This is a genomic window from Parolsenella sp. LCP21S3_E11 (assembly GCF_052118165.1).
Lineage (GTDB): Bacteria > Actinomycetota > Coriobacteriia > Coriobacteriales > Atopobiaceae > Parolsenella.
On sequence record NZ_JBQKHS010000001.1, the window covers coordinates 13,572 to 33,626 of the forward strand.

Here is a 20,055-nt window from a genome sequence, read left to right on the forward strand (position 1 = left end):
TAGGAGTTTCAATATGCCGCGTCGTGCAGCAGCCAACCGTCGTGAGATCACGCCGGATGCCGTCTACAACAACCGCCTCGTGACCCAGCTCATCAACAAGGTCCTCCTCGACGGCAAGAAGTCCGTCGCTGAGCGTATCGTCTACGGCGCCTTCGACCTCGTCAAGGAGAAGACCGAGTCTGATCCGCTGACCGTCTTCAAGAAGGCCATGGACAACGTTCGCCCGACCCTCGAGTGCAAGCCGAAGCGTGTCGGTGGTGCCACCTACCAGGTGCCGATGGAGGTCAACTCCCGTCGTGCCACCACGCTGGCTATTCGCTGGATCGTCACCTTCTCCCGCGCCCGCAAGGAGAAGACCATGGCCGAGCGTCTCGCCAACGAGATCATCGACGCCTCCAACGGCATCGGTGCCTCCGTCAAGAAGCGCGAGGATATGTACAAGATGGCCGAGGCCAACCGCGCCTTCTCGCACTATCGCTGGTAATCGCGTAGGTTAGGGAGAACACTCATGGCAAAGAGCAAGTACACGCTCAAGGACATGCGTAACATCGGCATCATGGCCCACATCGATGCCGGTAAGACCACGACCACCGAGCGAATCCTTTACTACACCGGCAAGACCCACAAGATCGGTGAGGTTCACGATGGCGCCGCCACCATGGACTGGATGGTTCAGGAGCAGGAGCGCGGCGTTACCATTCAGTCCGCTGCTACCACGTGCTTCTGGGGCGACAACGTCATTCAGATCATCGACACCCCGGGCCACGTTGACTTCACGGCCGAGGTCGAGCGCTCCCTCCGCGTCCTCGACGGTGCCGTCGCCGTCTTCGACGCCGTTGCCGGCGTTCAGCCGCAGTCTGAGACCGTTTGGCGTCAGGCTCACAACTACAACGTCCCGCGCATCGCCTTCATCAACAAGTATGACCGCATTGGCGCCGACTTCTTCCACGCCATTGACACCATGAAGGAGCGCCTGCACGCCAACGCCGTCGCCGCTCAGATCCCGATGGGCGCCGAGGACCAGTTCTGGGGCCTCGTCGACCTGGTCACCATGACCGCTTGGGACTTCAAGGAAGACGACAAGGGCATGATCTACCCTGAGGCCATGGACGCCATCCCGGCTGAGTACGCCGAGGTTGCCCAGGCCAAGCGCGATGAGCTCCTCGACGCCGCCGCCAACTTTGACGACGACCTCATGGAGAAGATCCTCATGGAGGAGGAGATCGAGGTCTCCGAGCTCAAGGCCGCGCTCCGCAAGGGCGTTATCTCTAACGAGCTGAACCTCGTCTTCGTCGGCTCCGCCTACAAGAACAAGGGCATTCAGGAGCTCCTCGACGCTGTTGTCGATTACCTCCCGAGCCCGCTCGACGTTCCCGCCGTTGAGGGCACCAACCCGAAGTCCACGGAGACCGAGACCCGCGAGGCCGACAACAAGGCTCCGTTCAGCGCCCTGGCCTTCAAGATCCAGACCGACCCGTTCGTCGGTAAGCTGACCTACTTCCGTGTTTACTCCGGCACCGCCGAGGCCGGCTCCTACGTCTACAACGCCACCAAGGGCAACCGCGAGCGTCTGGGCCGCATCCTCGAGATGAACGCCCACGATCGTACGGACCGCGACTCTTGCGCCACCGGCGACATCGTCGCTGCCGTGGGTCTCAAGTCCACCACCACTGGTGACACCCTGTGCGACGAGGCTCACCCCATCATCCTCGAGTCCATCGAGTTCGCCGACCCGGTCATCGACGTCGCCGTCGAGCCCAAGACCAAGGCCGAGCAGGACAAGATGAGCGTTGGTCTCGCCAAGCTCGCCGAGGAGGACCCGACCTTCCAGGTTCACACGGATCAGGAGACCGGTCAGACCATCATCGCCGGCATGGGCGAGCTGCACCTCGAGATCATCGTCGACCGCCTGAAGCGCGAGTTCAACGTTGACTGCAACGTGGGTAAGCCGCAGGTCGCCTACCGCGAGACCGCTGGCAAGGCCGTCCAGCACGTCGACGGCAAGTTCGTTCGCCAGTCCGGTGGTCGTGGTCAGTACGGTCACGCCGTCATCGACCTTGAGCCGCAGGAGTCCGGCAAGGGCTACGAGTTCGTCAACGCCATCGTCGGCGGTGTCGTACCGAAGGAGTACATCCCCTCGATCGACAAGGGCATCCAGGAGGCTCTCGAGAGCGGCGTCATCGCCGGCTACCCGGTTGTCGACATCAAGGTCACCCTTGTTGACGGTTCTTACCACGAGGTCGACTCCTCCGAGGCCGCCTTCAAGATCGCTGGCTCCATGGCCATCAAGGAGGCACTGAAGAGGTCCAACCCGGTTCTCCTCGAGCCCATCGAGGACGTCGAGGTCGAGACCCCGCAGCAGTACCTCGGTGACGTCATGGGCAACCTCAACTCCCGCCGTGGCCAGATCCAGGGCATGGAGGAGCGCAACGGCACCACGTCCATCAAGGCCAAGGTGCCCCTGGGCGAGATGTTCGGCTACGCTACCGACCTTCGTTCCCAGACCCAGGGCCGCGCGAGCTACACCATGCAGTTCAGCGACTACGAGCCCGTCCCGAAGAACGTTGCCGACGAGATCGTCAGCAAGGCCGGCGGCAACGCCTAAGTTCTAGCCCTAGGAGAAACGACCGGGCGCGTGCAGGCACGCGCGCGCCCGCCGATGGAGGTACCAAGTGTCTAACCAGAAGATCAGGATTCGTCTCAAGGGCTTTGATCACGAGGTCATCGATCAGTCCGCGAAGCTCATCGTCGACACCGCCCAGAAGACTGGCGCCAAGGTGTCTGGCCCCATCCCCCTGCCGACCGAGCGCAACCTTTACACGGTCATCCGCTCGCCGCACAAGGACAAGGACTCCCGCGAGCAGTTCGAGATGCGCACCCACAAGCGTCTCATCGACATCCTCGAGCCCACGAGCTCGACCGTCGACTCGCTTATGCGCCTCGACCTTCCGGCCGGCGTTGACATCGAGATCAAGCTCTAAGTTCTCGACCGAATAGCTCTTCCTAGGAGGTCCCGGATGCCGGGGCCTCCTTCTTTGTACGAAGTTGACAAAGGGACAGTCCCTTTGTCAACTTTTGCCGGTTCGCGGTAGGGCGAGCGATCGGTCGCCGAAATGCCACTCCTAACCAGCAAATATAGAGATTGTGAAGGGCATCAGACGCGTGTATACTAGTCAAGCTGCGCTTTTGGGGGCATGCTGTGTCGGTACCTAACCCCGGTGCCGGGCGTATCCTTCGAACGGGCACGAGAAGCACGTACGTGTTTCCGCCGGCAACGCGAGGGAAGCCGCAGGTCACAGCCAACGCCCTCACCCGCGCAGCGCACAGTAGGATGTGGTCCGCTGGGAACTGGCGCAAGGGGCGCCAGACACACCCAAGACCACCGAAGGTAAGGAACGTGTATGGTCAGCACCATCCTCGGCCGCAAGATCGGGATGACCCAGGTGTTTGACGAGGACGATAACGTCGTCCCCGTTACGGTCATTCAGGCCGGCCCCTGCGTCGTTTCGCAGGTCAAGACCGTTGCCACCGACGGCTACGACGCCGTCCAGATTGGCTTCGGTGAGATCAAGAAGTCTCGCGTCAACAAGCCCATGGCGGGTCACTTCGCCAAGGCCGGCGTCGAGCCCATGCGCTATCTCCGCGAGGTCCGCGTTGCCTCCGGCGAGGAGCACAAGGTTGGCGACGTCGTCTCAGTGGCTGACTTCGCTGAGGTCAAGAACGTCGACGTCACCGGCACCTCCAAGGGCAAGGGCTTCCAGGGCACCATCAAGCGCTGGAACTTCGCCTGCGGTCCCATGACCCACGGTTCGCGTAACCAGCGTAAGCCGGGTTCCATCGGCCAGTGCGCCTATCCGTCTCGTGTCCGCAAGGGCCTCCACATGGCTGGTCACATGGGCGACGAGCGCGTCACCGTCAAGAACCTCAAGCTCGTCCGCGTTGACGCCGAGCAGAACCTCATGCTCGTCAAGGGTGCCGTCCCCGGCGGCAAGAACGCCCTGGTCTCGATCCGCATGGCCTAAGGGCCTAGAGATACACACCTTTAGGCTATCAAGGAGAACATGATGTCCAACATCGAAATCAAGAACGCGGAGGGCAAGGCGGCCGGTACCGTCGAGCTCAGCTCCAGCGTGTTCGGCGTCGAGCCGAACATCCCCGTTATCCACCAGGTCGTGACCGTTCAGCTCGGTAACCTCCGTCAGGGCACCCACGACACCAAGGGTCGCTCCGAGGTCTCCGGCGGCGGCGCCAAGCCTTGGCGTCAGAAGGGCACCGGTCGTGCCCGCCAGGGCTCCATCCGTGCCACCCAGTGGGTTGGCGGCGGCGTGCCCTTCGGCCCGACCCCTCGTTCCCACGCTCGTCGTCTGAACAACAAGGAGGTCAAGCTCGCCATGCGCGGCGTGCTCTCCGGTAAGCTTCGCGACAACGAGCTCGTGGTCGTCGACAACTATGGCTTCGACAAGCCCTGCACCAAGCAGGCCGTTGCCATGCTCAAGGCTCTTGGCCTCGAGGGCAAGCGCCTCACCGTCATCGTCCCCGACGACGACGTCTACACCTACCTGTCCTTCCGTAACGTCGAGACCGTTCGCATCATCGGCGTTGGCGAGGTCACCACGCACGCCCTCATCGACAACAACGCTCTCGTTATGTCGACCGAGGTCGCTAAGAAGCTCGAGGAGGTGCTCGCTTAAATGAACTCCGTCTACAACGTCATCATCCGCCCGGTCGTCTCCGAGCGTTCCTTCGACCTCATGAACCAGAACAAGTACACGTTCGAGGTCGCCAAGCAGGCTCCCAAGGAGGAGATTGCTGACGCCGTCGAGAAGCTCTTTGGCGTCCACGTCGTCAAGGTCAACACCATCTCGGTGAAGCCCAAGACCAAGCGCGTCCGCTACCAGGCTGGCAAGACCCGTTCCTGGAAGAAGGCCATCGTGACCGTCGCCGAGGGCGATTCGATCGAGCTCTTCGGCCAGCAGGCTGCCTCCGAGGAGTAGGGTACTCCCGCCCTCGCAAAAGCGAGGGCGTGTTCGCGCCGCGCTGAAGGATACGCGCGGCACCGTGGTAATCCGGCGTCATCTCGCCGAGGCCACTGCCGATAACGGCTGCAAGGCCTCATCCCTTGAGCGGGATGGCCAACGGACCTAAGAAAGGGAAAGTAACATGGGAGTTAAGCACCTCAAGCCGACCAGCGCAGGCAGGCGCTTCCAGACGGTCTCGGACTTCGCCGAGATCACGACGGACAAGCCCGAGAAGTCGCTTCTCGAGCCGCTGCCGAAGAAGGCCGGTCGCAACAACAACGGTCGCGTGACCACCCGTCACCAGGGCGGCGGCCACAAGCGTCGTTACCGCGTTATCGACTTCAAGCGTCGTAAGGATGGCGTGCCCGCCAAGGTTGCCACCATCGAGTACGACCCGAACCGTTCCGCTCGCATCGCGCTGCTTCACTACGCTGACGGCGCCAAGGCGTACATCCTCTGCCCGAAGGGCCTCAACGTCGGCGACACCGTCGTTTCTGGCGAGGGCGCCGACATCAAGCCCGGCAACGCCATGCCGCTGTCCGAGATTCCCGTCGGTACGCTCATCCACGCTGTCGAGTTCCAGCCCGGCCGTGGCGCTGCCATCGCCCGTTCCGCTGGTAACTCCTGCCAGCTGATGGGCAAGGAGGGCGGCTACGCCATCCTTCGTATGCCGTCTTCCGAGATGCGCCGCGTCCTCATCACCTGCCGCGCCACCATCGGCGAGGTTGGCAACGCTGAGCACGCCAACATCAAGATCGGCAAGGCTGGTCGTAACCGTTGGGCCGGCGTCCGTCCGACCGTCCGTGGTACGGTCATGAACCCGGTCGACCACCCGCACGGCGGCGGCGAGGGCAAGAACCACACCTCTGGTCGTCCGTCTGTGTCCCCGTGGGGCAAGCCGGCTAAGGGCAAGAAGACCCGCGACCCGAAGAAGGTCACCAACCGCCTCATCATCCGTCGTCGCAAGACGAAGTAACGCGAGAAGTAGGAGAAAGCACCTATGAGCAGAAGTCTCAAGAAGGGCCCGTTCGTGGAGACTCGCCTCCTTTCGCGTGTCGCTGCGATGAACGAGGCTGGCAAGAAGGAGGTCATCAAGACCTGGTCGCGTTCCTCCACCATCTTCCCGGAGATGGTCGGTCACACGATCGCCGTCCACGATGGCCGCAAGCACGTCCCTGTGTACGTCACCGAGTCCATGGTTGGTCACAAGCTGGGCGAGTTCGCCCCGACCCGCACCTTCCGTGGTCACAAGCAGGCTTAAGGGGGTACTGACAAATGGCTAAGAACACCAACCCGAACTGGGTCTCTGCGACCGCCAGGTACGTCCGTGTCGCCCCGCGCAAGGCCCGTCTTGTCGTTGATCTCATCCGCAACAAGTCCGTTGCTCGTGCCAACGAGATCCTCCAGTTCTCTGAGCGCGCTGTCGCCGTCGACGTGGAGAAGGTTCTCCGCTCCGCCGTGGCCAACGCCTATCAGAACAAGGGCTTCCGTCCCGACGACCTCGTGATCGTGGCCGCCTACGTCGACGAGGGCCCGACGCTCCGCCGCATCCGTCCGCGCGCTAAGGGCTCCGCGAGCCGCATCAATAAGCGCACGAGCCACATCACCATCACCGTCGCTCCCCGAAAGGAGGCGTAAAGCCACATGGGTCAGAAGGTTTCCCCCACTGGTTTCCGCCTCGGAGTCACCGAGAACTGGCGCTCCCGTTGGTACGCCGACAAGGACTACGCCACCACCCTCGGCAATGACCTCGAGATTCGCAAGTACCTGGAGAAGCGCCTCAAGAACGCCGGTCTCTCTCGTGTTGAGATTGAGCGCGCTGGCGACAAGGTGAAGGTCACCATCTACACCTCCCGCCCGGGCATCGTCATTGGCAAGAAGGGCTCCGAAATCGACGGTCTCCGCTCTGAGCTCGAGAAGATTGCCAAGGTCTCCAAGGGCCAGGTCAACGTTGACGTCATCGAGGTCAAGCGCCCCGAGCTCGACGCCTCCCTCGTTGCCCAGTCCATCGCCGATCAGCTCGAGCAGCGTATCGCCTTCCGTCGCGCCATGCGCAAGGCCGTGCAGTCCGCTCGCAAGGCTGGCGCCAAGGGTATCCGTATTCAGTGCTCCGGTCGTCTCGGCGGTGCCGAGCTTGGCCGTCGCGAGTGGTATCGCGAGGGTCGCGTGCCCCTGCACACCCTCCGCGCCTGCATCGACTACGGTGAGGCCACCGCTCGCACCACCATGGGCGCCTGTGGCGTCAAGGTGTGGATCTACGTGGGCGAGAAGCTCCCCGGCCAGCCCAAGCCGCAGCCGGCTCTCGAGGGCTCCTCTCGTCCCCGTCGTCGCAATGAGAGGAGGGGCAACTAATGCTCGCACCTAAGCGAATCAATCACCGCAAGGTTCAGCGTGGCTCCATGAAGGGCCAGGCTAAGGGCAACACCCAGCTCTACTTCGGCGAGTACGGCATCCAGGCCCTCGAGGCTCACTGGATCACCAACCGTCAGATCGAGGCCGCTCGTATCGCCATGACTCGTTACATGAAGCGTGGCGGTAAGGTCTGGATCACGATCTTCCCGGACAAGCCCATCTCCAAGAAGCCCGCCGAGACCCGCATGGGCAAGGGTAAGGGTAACCCCGAGGAGTGGGTGGCCGTTGTCAAGCCCGGCCGCATCATGTTCGAAATCGGTGGCGTGACGGAGGAGGTTGCTCGCGAGGCCCTGCGTCTTGCCCAGCACAAGCTCCCCATCAAGACCAAGATCGTCATCGCCAAGGACGCCGAGGAGCGCGCTGAGGCCGAGATGAAGGCCGAGGCCGAGCTCGAGGCCAAGTGGGCCGCCGAGGACGCTGCTAATGGTGTTGCCACCGCGGAGGAGGATAACTAATGAAGCCCGCAGAGATTCGCGAGCTCTCCGACGAGCAGCTCGCCAAGAAGCTTGAGGACGGCCGCGCCGAGCTCTTCAACCTGCGTTTCCAGATGGCCACCAGCCAGCTGGACAACACGGCTCGCGTGACCAACGTCAAGCGTGACATTGCCCGCATTCTCACCGAGATGCGCGCCCGCCAGATCGCCGCTGAGGCGAAGTAGAAGAGTCTAGGGAGAAGAACATGAGCGATACCGAGGCTCGCAATCAGCGCAAGGTGCGCACGGGCGTCGTCACCTCTATCTCCGGTGCCAAGAGCATCGTTGTGACGATCAGCAACCGTAAGCGTCACCCCAAGTACGGCAAGATGATCACCATGTCCAAGAAGCTCCACGCCCACGACGAGGAGCAGGTCGCCAAGGTCGGCGACACCGTCAAGGTCATGGAGACTCGCCCCCTGTCCAAGACGAAGCGTTGGCGCCTCGTCGAGGTCGTTGAGGAAGCCAAGTAACAGCCAAGGCCCTCTTCTGGTACATGTGCGTCGCTCGTGTGGGCGCACCTCTGTACCGGACGAGCTCTTGAAAGGGATTTAGCAATGATTCAGATGCAGACCATGCTCACCGTCGCCGACAACTCCGGCGCCAAGCGTGTGAGGTGCATTAAGGTCCTGGGCGGCTCTAAGCGTCGTTACGCCGGCCTCGCCGACGTCATCATCGCTGCCGTGCAGGAGGCCACTCCGGGTGGTTCCGTGAAGAAGGGTGACGTCGTTCGTTGCGTCGTCGTCCGCACCGCCAAGGAGAACCGTCGCAAGGACGGCAGCTACATCAAGTTCGATCAGAACGCTTGCGTCCTGATCGACAAGGACGGCGGCCCCGTGGGCACCCGTATCTTCGGGCCTGTCGCCCGCGAGCTGCGCGACCACAAGTACATGAAGATCGTCTCGCTCGCACCTGAGACGCTTTAGAAGGAGTCGCCACTATGGCTAAGATGAAGATCAAGAAGGGCGACACCGTCGAGGTCCTCTCTGGCAAGGACAAGGGCAAGCGCGGCCTGGTCGTGCGCGCCCTTCCCTCCGAGGGCAAGGTCGTCGTCGAGGGCGTTGCCGTCGCCAAGAAGGCTGTCCGCCCGACGCAGGAGAACCAGCAGGGTGGCTTCGTGAACAAGGAGATGCCCATCGACGTCTCCAACGTCGCGCTGATCGACCCCAAGACCGACAAGCCCACGCGCGTCGGCTACCGCTTCGAGGAGGACGGCACCAAGGTCCGTTACGCCAAGAAGTCCGGCGAGGTCATCCCCGACCCGTACAAGAAGTAATCTGAGTGGTTTCCGCTAGTTCGCTTCTGAAGGCGCCCCATTGTCGGGGCGCCTTTTTTGTTGCTTCCCCGCTATGCGCAAAACCGCTCCGCGATTTATAGAGCCGCTCACGGGTGAGCGGTGGATAGGACCAGCGAAGTGGGGGACGCTAAAGCAAAGGGAAGCGCCGGCGAGAATGTCCTCGCGGCCAGACGAAGGGAGCGACCATGGGAGTGATGGCAGAGGAGAAGCTGGAGATCGGCCCCGACACGCTCGAGGGCTACCTCCGCTCGAACACCCGCGTCTTTACCAAGGTCAATGACGCCACGTATTACGTCACCCACACTGATGGGTACTGGCGCGTCCAAGATTGTGCGAACCTCAATGATAAGGGCCACTTTACGGATTGCTCCGAGCTGGTTCCTACGCTCAACGAGGTGATGAACCTCCCCGTGTTCGACGGAAAGTCCCTCGTAGACGTTGCCGCTGACGCTGAGTTCTATGCGAGTGTTCCCGAGTAACCGCTAGAGTCAAATAAGATCTCAGCGGGGCTGACATCCGTGAGGGTGTCAGCCCCGCTACTTGTCTTATTGTGTTGGTCGTCCACGTCTTCTGCCAAGTGCGATAGCGCGGGCAAGCTGAGGCCAACATCGAGTAATCTAAACTCGTTAAACCCGAGTTGTGAGTTAGTCGTGAACGGTTAGCGTGCAGAGGAATCATGTCGATTTTTGACTAGAAATCCTCTGCGTAAAGGCATATCCTTATGAGCTGCACTGTGAAGGCTCCTGCCGATTAGCCGTCGGACAGGAGGCATGAGGATAACGAGGCATCGACCTATGGTCGCTACCTGCGGCTTTACGGTCAGGCAAGGGGAGTTGTGCTTGCCAGCCTGCGCCAACCCCATGCTTAAAACCCCAAGAGGAGTGAATATGGCTGAGGAAAAGTACGTCCCGCGTTTCAAGACCAAGTACAACGACGAGGTCCGCGCCAAGCTCATCGAGCAGTTTGGCTACACCAACCCGATGACCGTTCCGCAGATCGAGAAGATCGTCGTGAACATGGGCGTCGGCGAGGCCGCGACCGATTCCAAGGCTATCGACGGTGCCGTCGCTGACCTCCGCACCATCACCGGCCAGCAGCCGACCATCCGTCGCGCCCGTAAGTCCATCGCTACCTTCCACCTTCGTGAGGGTCAGCCCATCGGCGCCAAGGTCACCCTCCGCGGCGACCGTATGTGGGACTTCCTGGATCGTCTGATCTGCATTGCCATCCCGCGCATCCGTGACTTCCGTGGTATCTCCTCCAAGAGCTTCGACGGCCGTGGCAACTTCTCCATGGGCGTCACCGAGCAGCTCATCTTCCCGGAGATTGACTTCGACAAGATGGACCACACCCGCGGCATGGACATCACCATCGTCACCACCGCGAAGACCAACGAGGAGGGCAAGGCCCTGCTCGACGCCTTTAACTTCCCGTTCAAGGAGAACTAGAGGTAATCCCGCCGCCTGCGAGAGCGGGCGGCGTGTTGCCGCTTCGGCGGCATAGACAAAGCCGCGCAAAAAGCGCGACCGTCACCCAGAAGGAGGATTTGTGGCTAAGACATCGATGATCGTCAAGGCTCAGCGTGAGCCGAAGTACTCGACGCGCACTCAGAACCGCTGCCAGCGCTGCGGCCGTCCGCACAGCGTGTATCGCAAGTTCGGCCTGTGCCGTGTGTGCTTCCGCGAGCTCGCGAGCAAGGGCGAGCTTCCCGGCGTCCGCAAGGCGAGCTGGTAGGCCTACAAGGTCTAGCGGCTCCCAGGGCAGACGGAAGACTCCCGTCCAGGCATCCCGGCCAAGGGCTCGGGTGAACCGGACGAAGAGGTTCATCCCTACCGAAGGAGAATCCCAATGAACGTTACCGATCCTATTGCAGACATGCTTACGCGCATCCGCAACGGCAACACCGCCGGCAAGGACGTCGTGAGCATGCCCTCCAGCAAGGTGCTTGCTGAGGTCGCCCGCGTCATCGCGGAGGAGGGCTACATCGAGGGCTATGCCGTCGAGGACACCACTCCCCAGAAGACCCTGCACGTCACCCTGAAGTACGGCGCTCGCCACGCCCGTATCATCCGTGGCATCAAGCGCATTTCCAAGCCCGGCCTGCGCATCTACTCCAAGGCCGAGGATCTTCCTCGCGTCCTCGGTGGCCTGGGCACCGCCGTCATCTCCACCTCCAAGGGCATGATGTGCGACCGCGACGCTCGTAAGCTTGGCGTCGGCGGCGAAGTCATCGCCTACATCTGGTAACTCACGGCAGGATAGGAAAGGAGACACTATGTCCCGCATTGGCAAGAAGCCTGTCCAGATTCCCGCCGGAGTCACTGTGACAGTCAACGACACCACCGTGAACGTCAAGGGCCCCAAGGGCGAGCTTGAGCGCACGTTCTCCGATCTCGTCACCATCACGGAGGAGGGCGAGGAGATCCTCGTCGCCACCAACGACGAGACCCGTGAGGCCAACGCTCAGCACGGCCTGACCCGTACCCTCATCCACAACATGGTCATTGGCGTGTCCGAGGGCTTCATGAAGCAGCTCGAGCTCACGGGCGTTGGTTACCGTGTCGCTCTCAAGGGCAAGGATCTTGATCTTTCCCTCGGCTACTCTCACCCCGTGATCTACGTTGCCCCTGAGAACATCACCTTCGAGGTCCCCGATAACACCCACATCAACGTTAAGGGCATCTCCAAGGAGCAGGTCGGCCAGGTTGCCGCTGAGATTCGCATGAAGCGTCCTCCCGAGCCGTACAAGGGCAAGGGCATCCACTACATGGGTGAGCACATCCGCAGGAAGCTCGGCAAGGCCGCTAAGTAGCGACCGCCAAGGCAGTCATAAAAGTCCGCCACCCTGTCAGGTGACGGCGTGACTAAGGAGATTGGTATGAACAAGCAGCAGGCGAAGCGAGCCGGCCTCAAGCGCCGTGAGCGTCGCGTCCGCTCCAAGATTTGCGGCACCGCCGAGCGTCCGCGTCTTTCCGTGCACCGCACCAACGCGCACATCTACGCTCAGGTCATCGACGACGTCGATGCCAAGACGATCTGCACCGCCTCGACGCTCGACGCCGAGTTCCGTGCCACCGGCAACCTCGGCTCCAACAAGGAGGCCGCTGAGTTCGTCGGTAAGATGATCGCCGAGCGCGCTCTCAAGGCTGGCGTCGAGACCGTCACCTTCGATCGTGGCGGCCGCATCTACCACGGCCGTGTCAAGGCTCTCGCAGACGGCGCCCGCTCCGCGGGCCTGAAGTTCTAGGAGGTATCTGTAATGGCTCGTAACCCGAAGCAGCAGCGCGAAGCCTCCGAGCTTGAGGAGCGCGTCGTCTTCATCCACCGTGTTTCCAAGACCGTCAAGGGCGGTCGTCGTATGTCCCTCGTCGCCCTCGTGGTCGTTGGCGACGGCAAGGGCAACGTCGGTCTCGGCATGGGCAAGTCCGCCGAGGTGCCCCTGGCCATCCAGAAGGCGTCTGACAACGCCAAGAAGAACATGTTCAAGGTGCCTCTGACCGAGACTGGCTCCGTGCCTCACGAGGTCATGGGTGAGTTTGGCGCCGCGCGCCTCCTCATCAAGCCGGCCATCGAGGGTACCGGTGTCATCGCCGGCGGCCCCGTGCGTCCGCTCTTCGAGCTCGCTGGCATCAAGAACGTCCTGTCCAAGTCGATGGGTTCCAGCAACGGCCTCAACATCATCAAGGCCGGCGTTGACGCCCTTCAGCAGCTCTCCAGCCCGGAGGAGACCGCCGAGCGCCGCGGTCTCACCGTCGCCGAGATGTTCGTTGGTAAGGAGAACTAGACATGGCGAAGACCCTTACGATCAAGCTCGTCAAGAGCCCTGTCTGTGGTGTCAAGAAGGACCAGACGGCCACCGTCCGCGCCCTCGGCCTCCACAAGATCAACAGCGTCGTCGAGCAGCCTGACAACGAGAGCATCCGCGGGATGATCTTCAAGGTCAAGCACCTCGTCACCGTGGAAGAGAACTAGGAGTCATCACATGCAGCTCAACGATCTGCGTCCCGCTGAGGGCGCCAAGAAGGCACGTAAGCGCATTGGTCGCGGCAACGCCTCCGGTCACGGCACCACTGCCGGCCGCGGCACCAAGGGCCAGCTTTCCCGCTCTGGTGGCGGCAAGGGTGCCGGCTTCGAGGGTGGCCAGCAGCCGCTCGCGATGCGTCTCCCGAAGCTCCCCGGCTTCACCAACCGCAATCGTGTCGAGTACGCTCCGGTCAACGTCTCCCGTCTCGAGGAGAAGTTCGCTGATGGCGATACCGTCGATACCGACAGCCTTATTGCTGCCGGCATTATCAAGCGTGAGTACGAGCTCGTGAAGGTTCTCGGCAACGGCGAGATCACCAAGAAGCTCACCGTCAAGGTGGACAAGGTTTCCGCCTCTGCCAAGGCCAAGATCGAGGCCGCTGGTGGAAAGGTAGAGCTCCCGTGCTAAACGGATTCCTCAACGCGTTCCGCGTGAAGGAGCTCCGCAGCAAGATCCTGCTCACCGTGGGCATCCTCGTGCTGTACAGGATCGGGGCCTATGTCCCCGTGCCCGGCATCCCCTTCCAGGGGATGCTCTCGGCATATCAGTCGAGCTCCAGCGCTAACAGCGCGATTGCCGTTCTGAACCTGTTCAGTGGTGGCGCCCTGTCCCGCGTGTCGGTGTTTTGCCTTGGCATCATGCCCTACATTACGGCCCAGATCATCATGCAGATGTTCCAGGCCGTGATTCCGAGCCTCGGTACCCTCGCTCGCGAGGGCGAGTCTGGCCAGCGTAAGATTACGCAGTACACGCGCTACCTCACGGTCGCGCTTGCCCTGCTGAACTCCGTGGGCTATCTGTTCCTGTTTAAGAGCTCGAGCTTCGGCATCGATTTCTCGCAGGCCGGTATGCCTGGTTGGCTGATGGACACCGTGGTTGTCGTTTCCATGCTGGCTGGCGCCATCCTCATCATGTGGATGGGCGAGGTCATCACGCAGCGTGGCATTGGCAATGGCATGAGCCTCATCATCTTTGCGAACATCATTGCGGGCCTGCCGACCTCGATCGTGCAGTCGCTTCGCACGTCTGACAATGGCATGCTGATGACCGTCATGATCGTGGTGCTTATCGTCGCCGTCGTGCCCTTCATCGTCTACATCGAGCGCGGCCAGCGTCGCATCCCGGTGCAGTACGCCAAGCGCGTCGTCGGACGTCGCATGATGGGCGGGCAGACGACGTACCTGCCGATCAAGGTCAACACCGCTGGCGTTGTCCCCATCATCTTCGCGAGCGCCATCCTGTACTTCCCGGCTCAGATTGCGGTTTTCTTCCCCGGCGTGGGTTGGATTAACGCATTTGCTAACGCCGTGAGCTCTGGTTGGCTGAACTGGGTTCTCTCCGTGCTCCTCATCGTTGGTTTCGCGTACTTCTACACCTCCATGGTGTTTAACCCCGATGAGACCGCGGACACCCTTCGTAAGCAGGGTGGCTTTATCCCTGGCGTTCGTCCAGGTTCTGCCACTGCCGCTTACATCAAGAACGTGCTGAACCACATCACGCTCCCTGGTGCGATTTTTATCGCCCTCGTGGCCGTTGTGCCGTCCATCGTGTTCACTTTTACGGGCAATTCGCTCGTCCAGGCCTTCGGTGGCACCTCCATCCTCATCATGGTGGGTGTTGCTCTGGATACGATTTCTCAGATCGAGAGCCAGCTGAAGACCGCAAACTACGAGGGACTTTTCATCAAGTAACAAGTCTCTTCATAGTTATCTTTGAGGGGGTCGGCGCCTTAGGGTGCCGACCCTTTTGTTTTGCGGTACGCTAGCTTCATCTTGTACTTCCCATTCGCAACCCGTGAAGAAAGAAGGCACTAATGAATATCGTTCTGCTCGGAGCGCCCGGCGCTGGCAAGGGCACTCAGGCTCAGAAGCTCGTCGAGGAGTTTGGCGTCGCTCACATCTCCACTGGAGACCTCCTTCGTGCCGCCGTTAAGGCTGGCACGAAGCTCGGCGTCAAGGCCAAGGAGTATATGGACGCTGGCCAGCTTGTTCCGGATAAGCTCGTTGTTGACCTCGTGAAGGAGCGCCTCGCTGCTGATGACGCCAAGAAGGGGTTCATTCTCGACGGCTTCCCGCGTAATACCGCTCAGGCCGTGACGCTTGACTCCGCTCTTGCCGACATGGGCCTTTCCCTTGATGCCGCCCTCCTCGTCGACGTCAAGGCCGAGGTCATCGTCGAGCGCCTCTCTTCTCGTCGCACCTGCCGTGATTGCGGCTACACCGCCCCTGCCGGCGTTGACGTCTGCCCCTCCTGTGGTGGCGAGATGTATCAGCGTGACGATGACAAGCCCGAGACCATTCAGAACCGCCTTAACGTCTATGAGTCCCAGACGGCTCCGCTTGTCGAGTACTACAAGGGGAAGGGCCTTCTCAAGGCCGTTGACGGCGACCGCCCGGTCGATGATGTTTACGCCGATGTCAAGGAGCTCCTCGCCCTATGATCATCATTAAGTCGCAAGACCAGATAGAGGCCATGCGACCTGCGGGTGCGCTCTCCAAGCTCACCCTTCGCCGTGTGGGTGCCATGATTATGCCGGGAGTCTCCACGATTGAGCTTGATCGTGTGGCCGAGAGCGTGATTCGCTCTCATGGCGGCACGCCCGCATTTAAGGGCTACGGTGGTTTCCCGGCTAGCATTTGCTGCTCCATCAACGGAGAAATCGTTCACGGCATCCCGTCCGCAGAGCGCGTGCTTGAAGACGGCGACATCGTTTCCATCGACACCGGCGCGGTAGTTGACGGCTGGGTTGGCGATAATGCTTGGACGTTCTATTGCGGTAAGCCCAGCGATGCCGATAAGGGCCTCTGCGAGGTCACGCGTGATTGTCTCAAGGCTGGCATCGAAGCTGCCGTGCCTGGCAATCGCCTTGGTGACGTAGGCCATGCTATCCAGTCTCTCGCTGAGGAGAACGGCTACGGAGTAGTTCGCGATTACGTCGGTCATGGCATTGGCCGTGAGATGCACGAGGAACCCAACGTCCCCAACTATGGCAAGAAGGGGAGGGGCGTTAAGCTCCAGGCTGGTATGGTCATCGCCATCGAGCCCATGATTTGTATGAACGGCTATGAATCTCATGTGCTCCGTAACCGCTGGACGGTTGTCACCAACGACGGCGGAACGGCGGCTCACTATGAGAACACGGTTGCTGTTACGGAAGACGGCCCTGTTATCCTCACGACTGATGATGAAGGCCCCTGGTGCTCTATGATGGGTGGGGAATAGAGCAGACTACGAGCCGATATGCTCGTGGCATGAACTACCGAAGGCGGCTTCAATCAAAATCTTATGGAGAACCCGCGCCTCGTAGACGTGGCGCGGGTTTTTCGTTATGATGTTCAGTCGCTGTGTCATGTGTCGAGGAAAAGGTAGCGCAGTGAGCAAACAGGACGCAATCGAGCTCGAGGGTAAGGTTCTCGAGCCGCTGCCCAACGCGATGTTCAACGTTGAGCTCGAGAATGGTCATGTCATTCTCTGCACCATTTCAGGCAAGATCAGGATGAACTACATCCGTATTCTTCCTGGTGACAAGGTCGTCGTCGAGATGTCGCCGTACGATCTTCAGCGTGGGCGCATTACCTACCGTTACAAGTAGGGCACCCTGCGGCGCGAGCCGCATGCCCGTAAGGGCTTTGTACTTCCCACACGCGGAGCAAGGCGCGTGTGATCAGCCTTGGATATTCTCGCCAGCGGCTGGGCGTTCATATAGGAAAGTAAGACACACCGAGAGGAAGAACGATGAAAGTACGTCCTTCGGTCAAGAAGATGTGCGATAAGTGCAAGATCATCCGTCGCCACGGTAAGGTGTACGTGATCTGCGAGAACCCGCGCCACAAGCAGCGTCAGGGCTAGGAGAGGAGCACAAGTTGGCCCGTATTAACGGCGTCGACCTCCCGCGCGAGAAGCGCGTTGAGATCGGACTCACCTATATCTACGGCATCGGCCGTACCGCCGCCTCCAAGATCTGCGCCGCTACCGGCGTTGATCCGAGCACTCGCGTGCGCGACCTCACTGAGGAAGAAGTCGGCAAGATCCGCGACTACATCGATGCTAACCTCACCGTCGAGGGCGACCTCCGTCGTGAGACGCGTCAGAACATTGCCCGCCTGATGGAGATTGGCTGCTACCGCGGCCTCCGTCACCGCAAGGGCCTCCCTGTCCGCGGCCAGCGTACGCACACCAACGCTCGTACCCGCAAGGGTAAGAAGCGTCAGGTCGGCGGCAAGAAGAAGAAGTAGGGGAGACTGACTAATGGCTACTGCTAAGAAGGGTGCGCAGGCCCGCGGCCGCATCAAGCGCGCCGACCGCAAGAACATCTCCGTCGGTCAGGCCCACATCAAGAGCACCTTCAACAACACGATCATCTCGATCACCGACCCCCAGGGCAACGTGATCTCCTGGCGCTCTGCCGGCATGGTCGGCTTCAAGGGCTCCCGTAAGTCCACGCCGTTCGCCGCTCAGATGGCTGCCGAGGCGTGCGCCAAGGAGGCTATGGAGCACGGCGTCCACAAGGTGTCCGTCTTCGTCAAGGGCCCGGGTTCGGGTCGCGAGACGGCCATCCGCTCCCTCCAGGCTGCCGGCCTCGAGGTTTCGAGCATCCAGGACAAGACCCCCATCGCGCACAACGGTTGCCGTCCGTGCAAGCGTCGCCGCGTGTAGGTAAGGAAGGAATCTAACTATGGCAGTGGATAGGACTCCTGTCCTTAAGAGGTGCCGCGCGCTCGACATTGACCCGATCGTGATGGGCATCAACAAGAAGTCGAACCGCCAGCCCAAGCGTCAGCGTCGCCAGGAGAGCGAGTACGGCCGTCAGCTTCGTGAGAAGCAGAAGGCCAAGTTCATCTACGGCGTGCTTGAGAAGCAGTTCCACATGTACTACGAGAAGGCTCTGAAGATCGAGGGCATCACGGGTGACAACCTGATGACCATCCTCGAGAGCCGTCTGGACAACGTGGTTTTCCGTCTTGGCTTCGCCCGCACCCGCAAGGAGGCCCGTCAGACCGTCCGTCACGGCCACATCACCGTGAACGGCAAGCGCGTCGATATCCCCTCCTACCGCGTTAAGGCCGGCGACGTCGTTGCCGTCGCCCCGAAGTTCAAGGATCTCCTCCCCATCAAGGAGGCTCTGATCTCTTCTGAGCACATGGCCGTTCCGGCCTGGCTCGAGGTCGACATCGAGAAGCTTCAGGGCACCGTCCTCCAGCTTCCGACCCGCGATCAGATCGACCTTGACATTGACGCTCAGCTCATCGTCGAGCTCTACTCCAAGTAGTAGAGATCGGTTGGAGGTTTCTATGTCCGATTTCATCCGACCGACCGTGTCGGTAGAAGAGGTCAGCGAGAATGTCGCTCGCGTTGTGGCCGAGCCGCTTGAGCACGGCTATGGCGACACGCTTGGCAACTCGCTTCGCCGCGTGCTGCTCTCCTCTCTCGAGGGCGCCGCTGTGGAGGCCATCCAGATCGACGGCGTGCAGCATGAGTTCACTACGGTCGAGGGCGTCTACGAGGACGTCACCGACATCGTTCTGAACGTCAAGGGACTTGCGTTCAAGAGTCTCGGCATTGGCGACGAGGCCACGGCCACGATTTCCATCGACGGCCCGGCTACCGTGACCGGCGGCGACTTCAACATCCCGACCGAGTTCACGCTCGTCAACCCCGAGCACGTTATCTGCACCCTCGGCGAGGGCGCCCACCTCACGATGTCCATGCGCATCGGTACTGGTCGTGGCTATGTGTCTGGCGAGGACAACGAGCGCGATGACGACCCCATCGGTCTCATTCACGTTGACTCTCTCTTCTCGCCGGTTACTCGCTGCGCCAAGGCCGTTGAGCCCTGCCGCGTGGGTCAGCACACCGACTATGATCGTCTCGTCCTCGAGATCGAGACGAACGGTGGTGTCACCGCCCGCGAGGCCGTCGTCGAGGCTGCGAACATCATCAACCAGCACATGACCGCGTTCATGTGCCTGGCCGATGAGGGCGAGCCGGTCGAGGACGCGTCGATCTTCGCCGCTGGCCAGACCGACGACAACACTGAGCTCGACAAGCAGATTGAGGAGCTCGACCTTTCGGTCCGTTCCTACAACTGCCTCAAGCGCGCCGGTATTCATTCCGTGCGTCAGCTCGTTGAGTTCTCTGAGAACGACCTGCTCAACATCCGCAACTTCGGCGTCAAGTCGATCGAGGAAGTCAAGGACAAGCTCGAGTCGATGGGTCTGGGCTTCAAGGCCTAGCCGCCGCTACACACATAGGAGTAACTGACTATGAGGCACTACAAGAAGAGCGGTATGAAGCTTGGTACCGACGCCAGCCACACCAAGGCTATGAAGAAGAGCCTGTGCCAGGCGCTGTTCGCCAACGACCGCATCAAGACGACCCTTCCGCGCGCTAAGGCCATCCGCAGCGACGTGGATCGCATCATCACCTGGGCGAAGAAGGGCGACCTGCACTCCCGTCGTCTCGCCATCGCCAAGCTTGGTGACAAGGAGCTCGTCCGCGAGGCCTTCGAGAAGGCCGCGCAGGGCATGTGGGCTGACCGCAACGGCGGCTACACCCGCATCATGAAGCTCGGTCCCCGCAAGGGTGACAACGCTGAGGTTGTCATCATGGAGATCGTGACCGAGCCTGTCTCCGCCAAGGCCAAGCCGGCCAAGGCCGTGGTCACCAAGGTTGAGAAGGTCGAGGAGGCTTCCGCTGAGGAGGCCGCCGAGGTCGTCGAGACCGCTGAGGCCACTGAGGAGACCGCCGAGTAGGCGTTTCGCTCAATTTAGCTTCGTGCAAATGAGAGGGTCCGGGATTTCTCGGACCCTCTTTTTGTTTATGCTTGCCTGCG

At 61.2% G+C, this 20,055-nt stretch carries 33 protein-coding genes and 1 pseudogene; all 34 read left to right on the plus strand.

Going from position 1 to position 20,055, the window contains the following annotated elements:
* Positions 1 to 13 precede the first annotated feature (13 nt).
* The 34 genes and pseudogenes from rpsG (at position 14) to rplQ (ending at position 19,975) form a co-directional block, all read left to right on the plus strand.
* The gene (gene rpsG, locus ACTQ1Z_RS00065; protein WP_293814402.1) at positions 14 to 484 is read left to right on the plus strand and encodes a 30S ribosomal protein S7; all 471 of its coding nucleotides are present in this window, start codon (positions 14 to 16) and stop codon (positions 482 to 484) included.
* Between the two features lie 24 nt (positions 485 to 508).
* A complete protein-coding gene (fusA, locus tag ACTQ1Z_RS00070; RefSeq protein WP_441857747.1) occupies positions 509 to 2,605 on the plus strand; it encodes an elongation factor G in 2,097 nt (698 codons plus the stop codon).
* Between the two features lie 67 nt (positions 2,606 to 2,672).
* On the plus strand, positions 2,673 to 2,981 hold the full coding sequence (rpsJ, locus tag ACTQ1Z_RS00075; RefSeq protein ID WP_293814404.1) for a 30S ribosomal protein S10: 309 nt from the start codon (positions 2,673 to 2,675) through the stop codon (positions 2,979 to 2,981).
* A gap of 420 nt (positions 2,982 to 3,401) precedes the next feature.
* Positions 3,402 to 4,022, plus strand: a complete 621-nt coding sequence (gene rplC / locus ACTQ1Z_RS00080) for a 50S ribosomal protein L3 (protein ID WP_293814405.1) — start codon at positions 3,402 to 3,404, stop codon at positions 4,020 to 4,022.
* Between the two features lie 42 nt (positions 4,023 to 4,064).
* The gene (rplD, locus tag ACTQ1Z_RS00085; RefSeq protein WP_320678801.1) at positions 4,065 to 4,691 is read left to right on the plus strand and encodes a 50S ribosomal protein L4; all 627 of its coding nucleotides are present in this window, start codon (positions 4,065 to 4,067) and stop codon (positions 4,689 to 4,691) included.
* Positions 4,692 to 4,994: a 50S ribosomal protein L23 gene (gene rplW / locus ACTQ1Z_RS00090; RefSeq protein ID WP_343005248.1), complete on the plus strand. Its 303-nt coding sequence runs from the start codon at positions 4,692 to 4,694 to the stop codon at positions 4,992 to 4,994. It abuts the gene before it with no gap.
* A 166-nt stretch (positions 4,995 to 5,160) separates the two neighbouring features.
* Positions 5,161 to 5,994, plus strand: a complete 834-nt coding sequence (gene rplB / locus ACTQ1Z_RS00095) for a 50S ribosomal protein L2 (protein WP_293814408.1) — start codon at positions 5,161 to 5,163, stop codon at positions 5,992 to 5,994.
* Between the two features lie 24 nt (positions 5,995 to 6,018).
* On the plus strand, positions 6,019 to 6,279 hold the full coding sequence (gene rpsS / locus ACTQ1Z_RS00100) for a 30S ribosomal protein S19 (RefSeq protein ID WP_293814409.1): 261 nt from the start codon (positions 6,019 to 6,021) through the stop codon (positions 6,277 to 6,279).
* Positions 6,280 to 6,293: 14 nt separating this feature from the next.
* Positions 6,294 to 6,656 (plus strand): 50S ribosomal protein L22, encoded by a 363-nt coding sequence (gene rplV / locus ACTQ1Z_RS00105; RefSeq protein ID WP_293814410.1) that lies wholly within the window; start codon positions 6,294 to 6,296, stop codon positions 6,654 to 6,656.
* Between the two features lie 6 nt (positions 6,657 to 6,662).
* Positions 6,663 to 7,370: a 30S ribosomal protein S3 gene (gene rpsC, locus ACTQ1Z_RS00110; protein WP_293814411.1), complete on the plus strand. Its 708-nt coding sequence runs from the start codon at positions 6,663 to 6,665 to the stop codon at positions 7,368 to 7,370.
* Positions 7,370 to 7,783, plus strand: a pseudogene (rplP, locus tag ACTQ1Z_RS00115) (50S ribosomal protein L16); the annotation flags it as partial. The gene rpsC and the pseudogene rplP, both read left to right, overlap by 1 nt.
* Positions 7,784 to 7,884: 101 nt before the next feature.
* Positions 7,885 to 8,088 (plus strand): 50S ribosomal protein L29, encoded by a 204-nt coding sequence (gene rpmC, locus ACTQ1Z_RS00120; RefSeq protein WP_293814412.1) that lies wholly within the window; start codon positions 7,885 to 7,887, stop codon positions 8,086 to 8,088.
* Between the two features lie 20 nt (positions 8,089 to 8,108).
* Entirely contained in the window at positions 8,109 to 8,375 is a 267-nt protein-coding gene (rpsQ, locus tag ACTQ1Z_RS00125) for a 30S ribosomal protein S17 (protein ID WP_293814413.1), read from the plus strand.
* A gap of 84 nt (positions 8,376 to 8,459) precedes the next feature.
* On the plus strand, positions 8,460 to 8,828 hold the full coding sequence (rplN, locus tag ACTQ1Z_RS00130; protein WP_293836256.1) for a 50S ribosomal protein L14: 369 nt from the start codon (positions 8,460 to 8,462) through the stop codon (positions 8,826 to 8,828).
* Between the two features lie 14 nt (positions 8,829 to 8,842).
* Entirely contained in the window at positions 8,843 to 9,178 is a 336-nt protein-coding gene (rplX, locus tag ACTQ1Z_RS00135) for a 50S ribosomal protein L24 (protein ID WP_293814415.1), read from the plus strand.
* 206 nt (positions 9,179 to 9,384) lie between these two features.
* On the plus strand, positions 9,385 to 9,678 hold the full coding sequence (locus tag ACTQ1Z_RS00140; RefSeq protein ID WP_320679115.1) for a CDP-alcohol phosphatidyltransferase: 294 nt from the start codon (positions 9,385 to 9,387) through the stop codon (positions 9,676 to 9,678).
* A gap of 408 nt (positions 9,679 to 10,086) precedes the next feature.
* Positions 10,087 to 10,647: a 50S ribosomal protein L5 gene (gene rplE, locus ACTQ1Z_RS00145; protein WP_293814417.1), complete on the plus strand. Its 561-nt coding sequence runs from the start codon at positions 10,087 to 10,089 to the stop codon at positions 10,645 to 10,647.
* Positions 10,648 to 10,747: 100 nt separating this feature from the next.
* Positions 10,748 to 10,933 carry a type Z 30S ribosomal protein S14 gene (locus ACTQ1Z_RS00150; protein WP_073296263.1) on the plus strand — a complete coding sequence of 62 codons (186 nt, stop codon included), beginning with the start codon at positions 10,748 to 10,750 and terminating at the stop codon, positions 10,931 to 10,933.
* A 114-nt stretch (positions 10,934 to 11,047) separates the two neighbouring features.
* Positions 11,048 to 11,446: a 30S ribosomal protein S8 gene (gene rpsH / locus ACTQ1Z_RS00155; RefSeq protein ID WP_293847343.1), complete on the plus strand. Its 399-nt coding sequence runs from the start codon at positions 11,048 to 11,050 to the stop codon at positions 11,444 to 11,446.
* A 28-nt stretch (positions 11,447 to 11,474) separates the two neighbouring features.
* A complete protein-coding gene (rplF, locus tag ACTQ1Z_RS00160) occupies positions 11,475 to 12,011 on the plus strand; it encodes a 50S ribosomal protein L6 (RefSeq protein WP_441857761.1) in 537 nt (178 codons plus the stop codon).
* A 66-nt stretch (positions 12,012 to 12,077) separates the two neighbouring features.
* Positions 12,078 to 12,446: a 50S ribosomal protein L18 gene (rplR, locus tag ACTQ1Z_RS00165; protein WP_293814420.1), complete on the plus strand. Its 369-nt coding sequence runs from the start codon at positions 12,078 to 12,080 to the stop codon at positions 12,444 to 12,446.
* 12 nt (positions 12,447 to 12,458) lie between these two features.
* The gene (gene rpsE / locus ACTQ1Z_RS00170) at positions 12,459 to 12,983 is read left to right on the plus strand and encodes a 30S ribosomal protein S5 (protein WP_293814421.1); all 525 of its coding nucleotides are present in this window, start codon (positions 12,459 to 12,461) and stop codon (positions 12,981 to 12,983) included.
* Between the two features lie 2 nt (positions 12,984 to 12,985).
* Positions 12,986 to 13,171, plus strand: coding sequence for a 50S ribosomal protein L30 (rpmD, locus tag ACTQ1Z_RS00175; protein WP_293814422.1), 186 nt, complete (start codon positions 12,986 to 12,988; stop codon positions 13,169 to 13,171).
* Positions 13,172 to 13,181: 10 nt separating this feature from the next.
* Positions 13,182 to 13,631 carry a 50S ribosomal protein L15 gene (gene rplO, locus ACTQ1Z_RS00180; RefSeq protein ID WP_317285435.1) on the plus strand — a complete coding sequence of 150 codons (450 nt, stop codon included), beginning with the start codon at positions 13,182 to 13,184 and terminating at the stop codon, positions 13,629 to 13,631.
* Positions 13,625 to 14,914, plus strand: coding sequence for a preprotein translocase subunit SecY (secY, locus tag ACTQ1Z_RS00185; protein WP_441857766.1), 1,290 nt, complete (start codon positions 13,625 to 13,627; stop codon positions 14,912 to 14,914). The genes rplO and secY overlap by 7 nt, the downstream gene beginning before the upstream one ends.
* A gap of 122 nt (positions 14,915 to 15,036) precedes the next feature.
* Positions 15,037 to 15,663, plus strand: a complete 627-nt coding sequence (locus tag ACTQ1Z_RS00190; RefSeq protein ID WP_293814425.1) for an adenylate kinase — start codon at positions 15,037 to 15,039, stop codon at positions 15,661 to 15,663.
* The gene (map, locus tag ACTQ1Z_RS00195; RefSeq protein WP_320679124.1) at positions 15,660 to 16,445 is read left to right on the plus strand and encodes a type I methionyl aminopeptidase; all 786 of its coding nucleotides are present in this window, start codon (positions 15,660 to 15,662) and stop codon (positions 16,443 to 16,445) included. Before ACTQ1Z_RS00190 ends, map begins: the two co-directional genes overlap by 4 nt.
* Positions 16,446 to 16,596: 151 nt before the next feature.
* Complete coding sequence (infA, locus tag ACTQ1Z_RS00200) at positions 16,597 to 16,815, plus strand: translation initiation factor IF-1 (RefSeq protein ID WP_293837134.1); 219 nt, start codon at positions 16,597 to 16,599, stop codon at positions 16,813 to 16,815.
* Positions 16,816 to 16,958: 143 nt separating this feature from the next.
* Positions 16,959 to 17,072 carry a 50S ribosomal protein L36 gene (gene rpmJ / locus ACTQ1Z_RS00205; protein ID WP_013252436.1) on the plus strand — a complete coding sequence of 38 codons (114 nt, stop codon included), beginning with the start codon at positions 16,959 to 16,961 and terminating at the stop codon, positions 17,070 to 17,072.
* A gap of 14 nt (positions 17,073 to 17,086) precedes the next feature.
* Positions 17,087 to 17,458, plus strand: a complete 372-nt coding sequence (rpsM, locus tag ACTQ1Z_RS00210; RefSeq protein ID WP_320679129.1) for a 30S ribosomal protein S13 — start codon at positions 17,087 to 17,089, stop codon at positions 17,456 to 17,458.
* A gap of 13 nt (positions 17,459 to 17,471) precedes the next feature.
* A complete protein-coding gene (gene rpsK / locus ACTQ1Z_RS00215) occupies positions 17,472 to 17,879 on the plus strand; it encodes a 30S ribosomal protein S11 (protein WP_073296226.1) in 408 nt (135 codons plus the stop codon).
* A gap of 19 nt (positions 17,880 to 17,898) precedes the next feature.
* Complete coding sequence (rpsD, locus tag ACTQ1Z_RS00220; RefSeq protein WP_293814428.1) at positions 17,899 to 18,492, plus strand: 30S ribosomal protein S4; 594 nt, start codon at positions 17,899 to 17,901, stop codon at positions 18,490 to 18,492.
* Between the two features lie 22 nt (positions 18,493 to 18,514).
* Complete coding sequence (locus ACTQ1Z_RS00225) at positions 18,515 to 19,456, plus strand: DNA-directed RNA polymerase subunit alpha (protein WP_293814429.1); 942 nt, start codon at positions 18,515 to 18,517, stop codon at positions 19,454 to 19,456.
* Between the two features lie 30 nt (positions 19,457 to 19,486).
* Positions 19,487 to 19,975: a 50S ribosomal protein L17 gene (gene rplQ, locus ACTQ1Z_RS00230; RefSeq protein WP_320679135.1), complete on the plus strand. Its 489-nt coding sequence runs from the start codon at positions 19,487 to 19,489 to the stop codon at positions 19,973 to 19,975.
* Positions 19,976 to 20,055 lie beyond the last annotated feature (80 nt).

What these genes read in the sequence shown, in the direction of transcription:
- rpsG (WP_293814402.1), top strand. Translation starts at nt 14, where the DNA reads ATGCCGCGTCGTGCAGCAGCCAACCGTCGTGAGATCACGCCGGATGCC.
- fusA (WP_441857747.1), top strand. Translation starts at nt 509, where the DNA reads ATGGCAAAGAGCAAGTACACGCTCAAGGACATGCGTAACATCGGCATC.
- rplC (WP_293814405.1), top strand. Translation starts at nt 3,402, where the DNA reads ATGGTCAGCACCATCCTCGGCCGCAAGATCGGGATGACCCAGGTGTTT.
- rplD (WP_320678801.1), top strand. Translation starts at nt 4,065, where the DNA reads ATGTCCAACATCGAAATCAAGAACGCGGAGGGCAAGGCGGCCGGTACC.
- rplW (WP_343005248.1), top strand. Translation starts at nt 4,692, where the DNA reads ATGAACTCCGTCTACAACGTCATCATCCGCCCGGTCGTCTCCGAGCGT.
- rplB (WP_293814408.1), top strand. Translation starts at nt 5,161, where the DNA reads ATGGGAGTTAAGCACCTCAAGCCGACCAGCGCAGGCAGGCGCTTCCAG.
- rpsS (WP_293814409.1), top strand. Translation starts at nt 6,019, where the DNA reads ATGAGCAGAAGTCTCAAGAAGGGCCCGTTCGTGGAGACTCGCCTCCTT.
- rplV (WP_293814410.1), top strand. Translation starts at nt 6,294, where the DNA reads ATGGCTAAGAACACCAACCCGAACTGGGTCTCTGCGACCGCCAGGTAC.
- rpsC (WP_293814411.1), top strand. Translation starts at nt 6,663, where the DNA reads ATGGGTCAGAAGGTTTCCCCCACTGGTTTCCGCCTCGGAGTCACCGAG.
- rpmC (WP_293814412.1), top strand. Translation starts at nt 7,885, where the DNA reads ATGAAGCCCGCAGAGATTCGCGAGCTCTCCGACGAGCAGCTCGCCAAG.
- rpsQ (WP_293814413.1), top strand. Translation starts at nt 8,109, where the DNA reads ATGAGCGATACCGAGGCTCGCAATCAGCGCAAGGTGCGCACGGGCGTC.
- rplN (WP_293836256.1), top strand. Translation starts at nt 8,460, where the DNA reads ATGATTCAGATGCAGACCATGCTCACCGTCGCCGACAACTCCGGCGCC.
- rplX (WP_293814415.1), top strand. Translation starts at nt 8,843, where the DNA reads ATGGCTAAGATGAAGATCAAGAAGGGCGACACCGTCGAGGTCCTCTCT.
- ACTQ1Z_RS00140 (WP_320679115.1), top strand. Translation starts at nt 9,385, where the DNA reads ATGGGAGTGATGGCAGAGGAGAAGCTGGAGATCGGCCCCGACACGCTC.
- rplE (WP_293814417.1), top strand. Translation starts at nt 10,087, where the DNA reads ATGGCTGAGGAAAAGTACGTCCCGCGTTTCAAGACCAAGTACAACGAC.
- rpsH (WP_293847343.1), top strand. Translation starts at nt 11,048, where the DNA reads ATGAACGTTACCGATCCTATTGCAGACATGCTTACGCGCATCCGCAAC.
- rplF (WP_441857761.1), top strand. Translation starts at nt 11,475, where the DNA reads ATGTCCCGCATTGGCAAGAAGCCTGTCCAGATTCCCGCCGGAGTCACT.
- rplR (WP_293814420.1), top strand. Translation starts at nt 12,078, where the DNA reads ATGAACAAGCAGCAGGCGAAGCGAGCCGGCCTCAAGCGCCGTGAGCGT.
- rpsE (WP_293814421.1), top strand. Translation starts at nt 12,459, where the DNA reads ATGGCTCGTAACCCGAAGCAGCAGCGCGAAGCCTCCGAGCTTGAGGAG.
- rpmD (WP_293814422.1), top strand. Translation starts at nt 12,986, where the DNA reads ATGGCGAAGACCCTTACGATCAAGCTCGTCAAGAGCCCTGTCTGTGGT.
- rplO (WP_317285435.1), top strand. Translation starts at nt 13,182, where the DNA reads ATGCAGCTCAACGATCTGCGTCCCGCTGAGGGCGCCAAGAAGGCACGT.
- ACTQ1Z_RS00190 (WP_293814425.1), top strand. Translation starts at nt 15,037, where the DNA reads ATGAATATCGTTCTGCTCGGAGCGCCCGGCGCTGGCAAGGGCACTCAG.
- map (WP_320679124.1), top strand. Translation starts at nt 15,660, where the DNA reads ATGATCATCATTAAGTCGCAAGACCAGATAGAGGCCATGCGACCTGCG.
- rpmJ (WP_013252436.1), top strand. Translation starts at nt 16,959, where the DNA reads ATGAAAGTACGTCCTTCGGTCAAGAAGATGTGCGATAAGTGCAAGATC.
- rpsK (WP_073296226.1), top strand. Translation starts at nt 17,472, where the DNA reads ATGGCTACTGCTAAGAAGGGTGCGCAGGCCCGCGGCCGCATCAAGCGC.
- rpsD (WP_293814428.1), top strand. Translation starts at nt 17,899, where the DNA reads ATGGCAGTGGATAGGACTCCTGTCCTTAAGAGGTGCCGCGCGCTCGAC.
- ACTQ1Z_RS00225 (WP_293814429.1), top strand. Translation starts at nt 18,515, where the DNA reads ATGTCCGATTTCATCCGACCGACCGTGTCGGTAGAAGAGGTCAGCGAG.
- rplQ (WP_320679135.1), top strand. Translation starts at nt 19,487, where the DNA reads ATGAGGCACTACAAGAAGAGCGGTATGAAGCTTGGTACCGACGCCAGC.